At 65.6% G+C, this 5818-nt stretch carries 6 protein-coding genes; 1 reads left to right on the top strand and 5 read right to left on the bottom strand.

From position 1 onward, the window contains the following. From I6F38_RS42785 to I6F38_RS42765, 5 genes are all read right to left on the bottom strand, one after another. Positions 1-350 (bottom strand): LLM class flavin-dependent oxidoreductase (locus tag I6F38_RS42785; protein WP_225164626.1); only part of this gene is annotated, 350 nt, incomplete at its 3' end. Between the two features lie 32 nt (positions 351-382). Next, positions 383-1555 carry an acyl-CoA dehydrogenase family protein gene (locus I6F38_RS42780; protein WP_225164625.1) on the bottom strand — a complete coding sequence of 391 codons (1173 nt, stop codon included), beginning with the start codon at positions 1553-1555 and terminating at the stop codon, positions 383-385. After that, a complete protein-coding gene (locus I6F38_RS42775) occupies positions 1549-2346 on the bottom strand; it encodes an ABC transporter ATP-binding protein (protein WP_225164624.1) in 798 nt (265 codons plus the stop codon). Before I6F38_RS42775 ends, I6F38_RS42780 begins: the two co-directional genes overlap by 7 nt. Then, complete coding sequence (locus I6F38_RS42770) at positions 2340-3356, bottom strand: ABC transporter permease subunit (protein WP_225164623.1); 1017 nt, start codon at positions 3354-3356, stop codon at positions 2340-2342. Before I6F38_RS42770 ends, I6F38_RS42775 begins: the two co-directional genes overlap by 7 nt. Next, the gene (locus tag I6F38_RS42765; protein ID WP_225164622.1) at positions 3334-4425 is read right to left on the bottom strand and encodes an ABC transporter substrate-binding protein; all 1092 of its coding nucleotides are present in this window, start codon (positions 4423-4425) and stop codon (positions 3334-3336) included. Before I6F38_RS42765 ends, I6F38_RS42770 begins: the two co-directional genes overlap by 23 nt. Before the next feature lie 476 nt (positions 4426-4901). On the opposite strand from I6F38_RS42765, the gene I6F38_RS42760 reads away from it, so the two are divergent. Continuing rightward, a partial coding sequence (locus tag I6F38_RS42760) for an ABC transporter substrate-binding protein (RefSeq protein WP_225164621.1) occupies positions 4902-5818 on the top strand: 917 nt, incomplete at its 3' end.

Raw genomic sequence — 5818 nt, 5'->3', positions numbered from 1 at the left:
TCCTGGCGCAGCTCGATGGCGTTGCCGCCGGTGATGACGTGCAGCGAGACGCGGCCGCCATAGAATTGATCCAGCGTCGCGAGCTGGCGCGCCAGCAGCGTCGGCGCCGTGAAGCCCGGTCGCTGCGCGATCATCACCTTGAGCTGCTTGGTGATGGTCAGCACATGCTGCGCGACCTGCAACGCATCCGGCGTGGTGGAGTGGAACGCCAGCAGCGCGCGATCGAAACCGGCGAGCTCATGCGCCTTGGCGACCGTCTCGATATAGGGCGGATCGAGCACCGGGCCTGAGCGGACGATGGCCTCGGAGGCATTGTTGTTGGTGATGAAGCCGATGAACTCGACCGGCATGACGGGAACTCCGTTGTTGTTGGCTATTGTTTTCAGACGCCCAGCGCGGAGCGTCCGGCGGAGACACGGGTGGCATCGTCTTGCGGGGTATGGACGCGGCCGCACAGCACGTCGCGGTAATGCCGCTCCAGCGGATTGGTTCGCGACAGGCCGTGATTGCTGGTCAGCGACAAGGCATCCTCCACCACTGCCGCGGCGTTATTGGTCACCGTCAGCTTGATGATGTTAGACTCGATCGCGGAAAGCTGGAAGCCGTTATCGAAATCGGTCGCGAAGCCGTCGATCAGGCGGGCATTGACCGCAAGCCGTGCCTCGATCGCACCGACGACCTCCTGCATCCGCGGCAAGGTCGCGAGCGGCGCGCCGAGATTGGCGGGCACCCGCTCCTTCAGGAATTTGACCAGCCAGTCGCGGGCGGCGCGGGCGATGCCGTCATAGATCGCGGCGACGAAGATCGCATGCACGGTCGCCTGGGTGACGTCAGGAACCTTCCAGTCGTCAGGCCTGCGGACGTCGATCTCGTAATCCAGCGGAAACACCACGTCGTCGAAGATCACGGTGTGGCTGCCGCTGGCGCGCAGGCCGAGATGATCCCAGCTCTCCTCGATCCGCGTTCCCGGCAGACCGGCGGGAACCAGAAACAAGCCGACACGCGTCTCCGGCTCATCAGTCTTTGCCCAGACCGAATACCATTTCAGGATCGGCGCGCCGGTCGAATAGATCTTCTTGCCGGTCAACCGCCAGCCGGTTTCGGTGCGGCGCGCTGTGGTCGCCGGCAGGCCGCCGCGCGCGGGCGAGCCGAGCTCAGGCTCGACGCGGAGCGCGTTGATCAGCGCCACGCCCTCGACTGTTTCCTTGGCGAGCTTGCGCGACAGCCGGCCCGGCCAGCGCGTGCTGCGCGCCATCACCAGGCGCTGGATGTAATGCATCGACAGCACCAGCGCGGTCGACGGATCGGCCTTGCCGATGATGCTGAGCACGCGCGTGGCGTCGCGGGCACCCGCTCCGCCGCCGCCGAGCGCCGCCGGCACAGTCAGCGCCAGCAGGCCTTCGCGGGAGAGATCGACGAAATTCTCGAAGGGAAAACTGGCGTCGCGGTCGTGCGCCGGCGCACGCGCTGCAAACACGTCGGCGAGCCGTAACGCGCGCGCGATGTGCTCCGGCCCGTCCGCCGGATGCAGCTCCCTCGCCGCAGATATCACCATGTCGCCTCCAGTCCGAGCAGGCCGAGGATCTGCTTGCGCAGCTCGGCGAGATAAGGATCGCCGCGATGCCGCGGGTACGGCCGGGCGACGGCGATGTCAGCCTTGATCCGCGCCGGCCGATCGGAGAGCACGATGACGCGGTTGGCCAGCACCAGCGCCTCCTCGACGTCATGGGTGACCAACAGCGTGGTGAAGCCTTTGCGTTGCCACAGCGCCACGAGCTCGGACTGCATCGCGATCCGCGTCAGCGAGTCGAGCTTGCCGAGCGGCTCGTCGAGCACCAGGATCTTCGGATCGTTGACCAGCGCGCGCGCCAGCGCCACGCGCTGCGCCATGCCGCCGGACAGCTGGTGCGGATAAGCGTTGCGGAACGAGGACAGGCCGACCAGCTCAATGACGTCATCGACGCGGTGACGCTGCGCCTTCAGGATGCCCTGCGCTTCGAGGCCAAGCGCGACATTGTCCCACACCGTGCGCCACGGAAACAGCGTCGGATCCTGGAACACGACAACCCGCGACGGATGCGGTCCGGCGATGCGGACTTCATCCTCGCGCAGCGAGCCCGCGCGCGGCTTCTCCAGCCCCGCGACCAGCCGCAGCAAGGTCGACTTGCCGCAGCCGGACGGGCCTAGCAGCGCGACGAACTCGCCCGGCGCGATCGCGAGGTTGACATTGTCGAGCACCGGCAGCGTGGCGCCATCGATATCGAAGGCGTGGCTGACGCCTTCGATATCGAGCTCGGCGCCGACCGCTGGATAGGTGATCGCCTCAGCTGCGGACTGCACTACCATTTGACGACGCCCTTCTGCCAGACCAGCAGGCGGTCGCGGGTGCGGAACAAGAGCGTGATCGCGCCGGAGCAGAGCAGCGACATCACGATCAGCGCCGCATACATGTTGGCATACGCCGCCCAGCCCTGCGCCCATTGCAGGTACCAGCCGAGCCCGGCCTTGACGCCGATCATCTCGGCGACGACGAGCACGGCGAAGGACGAGCCGAGCCCCATGAACAGGCCGACGAATACATGCGGCAGCGCGGCGGGGATCGCGACCTTCAGCACCAGGAATGACGGTTTTGCGCCGAGCGTGCGCGCGACGTCGTAATAGGCGCTGCTGACGCTCGCGACGCCCGACCAGGTCAGGACCGTCACCGGGAAGCCGGTAGCGAGCGCGATCAGGAAGGTCGAGGCGCTCCAGCTCGACGGAAAGGTGAAGAAGGCGATCGGCAGCCAGGCAGTGGCCGGCAGCGGGCCGATGAAGCGCAGCACCGGATGCACCCAGTAACCGATCTTCTGCGACCAGCCGATCGAGACACCGGTAATAAAGCCGACGGTTGCGCCGATGACGTAGCCGCCGAGCTGCAGCTTGATCGAGGCGAACACGCTGTCGAGCAGTTTTGGCAGATCGTCGGTGTAGACCTCGAGGATCGACTGCGGCGGCGGGAAGAACGGCAGCGGCAGCCAGGCGAACTTTGCGGTGGCCACCTCCCACAATGTCACGAAGGCGCCGAACGCCGCCAGCCACGGCGCGCGCTTGCGCAACGCCTGCCCGGCGCCGCCGAGATAATCCGCGCTGAATGTGCCGAACAGGATGAAGGCGGCGATGACGATCGCGCCGATGCCGAGCGATCCGGTCCGCGACCAGTCGCCGACATCGGGCCAATAAAGGCATGAGAGGCCGAAGGCGAGCCAGACGAGGCTCGCCGCAAGGCCGACGCCGTAGCTGCCGGAGAGGTCCGCGAGCGTGATCGCCGCGCGCGGCGCGGCCGCGGCCGTCGTGTCAGACACTGAATACGTCGACATAGATCCGCTCCGCGAATTTGGCCGTGTCGGTGCTCTGCTTGAACACCTGCACCGTCTTGAGGTCGTCGGCGTAACCCTTCAGCTCGCGCTTGAGCACCTCGCCGGTCGGGTGATGGTGATGGGTATGGTAGCGCGCCATTGCCTCGAGATCGGCGAGGCTCGCCGCCTTCGGCGCATAGGGCTGGAACGACTTCGCCGCCTTGTCCGGGTTCTGCGAGGTGAACATCGCGGCGTCGAGCAGCGCTTGCGTAATGGCGCGCGCGACTTGAGGCTCTTCCCGTACCAAACTTCCGCGCAGGCCGACGATGCAGCAGCTCTTGTCGCGATATTCGCCGTCGAGGTTGGAGGCGACCTCCTTGTACTGCGCATCCTTGAGCCAGAGATAGGCCAGCGGGTCCGACGACAGGAAGGCTTGCACCTCGCCCTTCTCGACCGCGACATTGAGCAGATTGCCGGGATAGGCGCGCCAGTCGACGTCCTTGATCGGGTCGATGCCGAGCTTGGCAAGCTGGATCGAGAAGAAATTCTTGTCGGGACCGGCGAGATCACCGACCGCGACGATCTTGCCCTTGAGATCGGCAAGCTTGTCGACCCCGGAATTGGTGCGGGTCAGGACGCGCATGCAGCCGCCATGGGTGCCGGCGGCGATCTTGACGTCAAAGCCCTGCTCCAGCGGCTTCAGCCAGCGCAGCGCCATGCCGAGACCGGCGTCGCTCTTGCCGGTGGCGATCGCCTCCAGCAGCTGGTCGGTCGACCCCGAATAGTTGACCAGCTCGACGTCGAGATTCTGCTTCTGGAAGAAGCCGTGGTCGATCGCGACCGGCAGCGGCGCAAGGCAGACCGCGCCGGCGTTCCAGGACAGCTTCAGCTTGCGCGGCGCGCCGGTCAAAGCCGGTGCATCGGATGCGGTCTTGCAGACCGGGAATTCGGAGAAGTCGATCGCCGGCGTGATCGCCCGTGGCGCGAAGGCCTGCGCACTATACGCCCCGATCGGCGCGGCAAAGGCCGCGGCGGCGCCGGCACGCAGCAATGTGCGGCGATCCATCACCGTCTTGTTATCTCTCGACATCTTCACTCCTGCATTTCGGCAAGGCTCCGCCCCGCGCGCAAAGCGTCTCCGTTTGCACGCCCCGTCGTTCGAAGCACATGGTTCAGAAAAAAGCGGATTTCTCCGGCGCGATTGCACTCAAAGCAACATGCAAATGATGCGGCGCGACAAGATCATCGTCAATGAAATGGAATTTCGAATGTTGTCGGCGCCACAGCTGAACTCTCCACGATCGCATCGCGCGGCGATGAAAGGATTTTCACGATCGTCCCACACGGAGATGCGGCGCGATCACCCGCGACTGCATCAAATTTGAGCGGTCTACAGTCGCAGGCACGAAGTTTTCTACGCGCGGCGTGCTTGACGAGGTCATCCTTGCCGCGCAGCCGGCGAATTCAGATTTCCGTTTCGTTGACGGCGAACGGCTTGCTCATAGACTTGATCGAACGCTGCCGTGCGTTCCGCCGCGCAGCGAATGAATCAGAAAGAAAATTCAAATGCGCAAACTGACCCGCTCGGGCCACTATACCTTCACCCGCCGCACCGCGGCCGCGCTGATCACAGCCGTGATCACGCTGTCGACGTCGGCCGCGGCACTCGCGGCCGACGCGATCGTACTGCGCGTCGGCGACCAGAAGGGCGGCAACCGCTCGCTGCTGGAGATTTCCGGCCTCGCCAAGGATCTGCCCTACAAGATCGAGTGGTCGGAATTTCCCGCCGCGGCCCCGATCCTGGAAGCGATCAACGCCGGCGCGCTCGACGTCGGCTACACCGGCGATCTGTCCTTCCTCACGGTCTATGCGTCGGGCGCGCCGATCAAGGCGATCGGCGGCACGCGCTCCGATGCGCGGACGCAGGCGATCCTGGTGCGCGGGGATTCGCCAATCAAGACGGCAGCCGATTTGAAGGGCAAGCGCCTCGCCGGCACGCGGGGCGGCTGGGGCCAATTCCTGATCAATGCGACGCTGGAGAAAGCCGGCAGCAGGATCGAGGACGCAACCTTCGCCCCGCTCGGCCCGGTCGACGCCAAGATCGCGCTACTCGCCGGCTCGATCGACGCCTGGGCGGTGTGGGAGCCGTATATCTCCTACGCCATACTGAAGAACAAGGCGCGCGTCGTCGCCGATGGCGAAGGGCTGACGCCGACCATCACCTTCATCGTCGCCTCCGACAGCGCGATCGCAACCAAGCGCGCGGCGGTGCAGGATCTGGTGCAGCGGCTCAACAAGGCGCGGCTGTGGTCGCTCGACCATCTCACCGAGTACGCCAGGAACACGGCCGAGCTCACAAAACTGCCGGAGGACGTGCTGCTCGCCGCCTACACCGCGCAGAAGACGAGCCCGATCGCGATCGACGAGGCCGTGGTGAAGGAGGTGCAGGCCGCCTCCGATCGCGCCACGCGCTACGGCATCCT

The organism is Bradyrhizobium sp. BRP56, assembly GCF_020194035.1.
GTDB classification, from domain to species: domain Bacteria; phylum Pseudomonadota; class Alphaproteobacteria; order Rhizobiales; family Xanthobacteraceae; genus Bradyrhizobium; species Bradyrhizobium australafricanum.
This window is presented reverse-complemented; position numbering and strand designations above follow the sequence as displayed.

Coding starts and splice junctions, on each gene's coding strand:
- I6F38_RS42775 (WP_225164624.1), bottom strand. CDS start 2,346: ATGGTAGTGCAGTCCGCAGCTGAGGCGATCACCTATCCAGCGGTCGGC.
- I6F38_RS42780 (WP_225164625.1), bottom strand. CDS start 1,555: ATGGTGATATCTGCGGCGAGGGAGCTGCATCCGGCGGACGGGCCGGAG.
- I6F38_RS42770 (WP_225164623.1), bottom strand. CDS start 3,356: ATGTCGACGTATTCAGTGTCTGACACGACGGCCGCGGCCGCGCCGCGC.
- I6F38_RS42765 (WP_225164622.1), bottom strand. CDS start 4,425: ATGTCGAGAGATAACAAGACGGTGATGGATCGCCGCACATTGCTGCGT.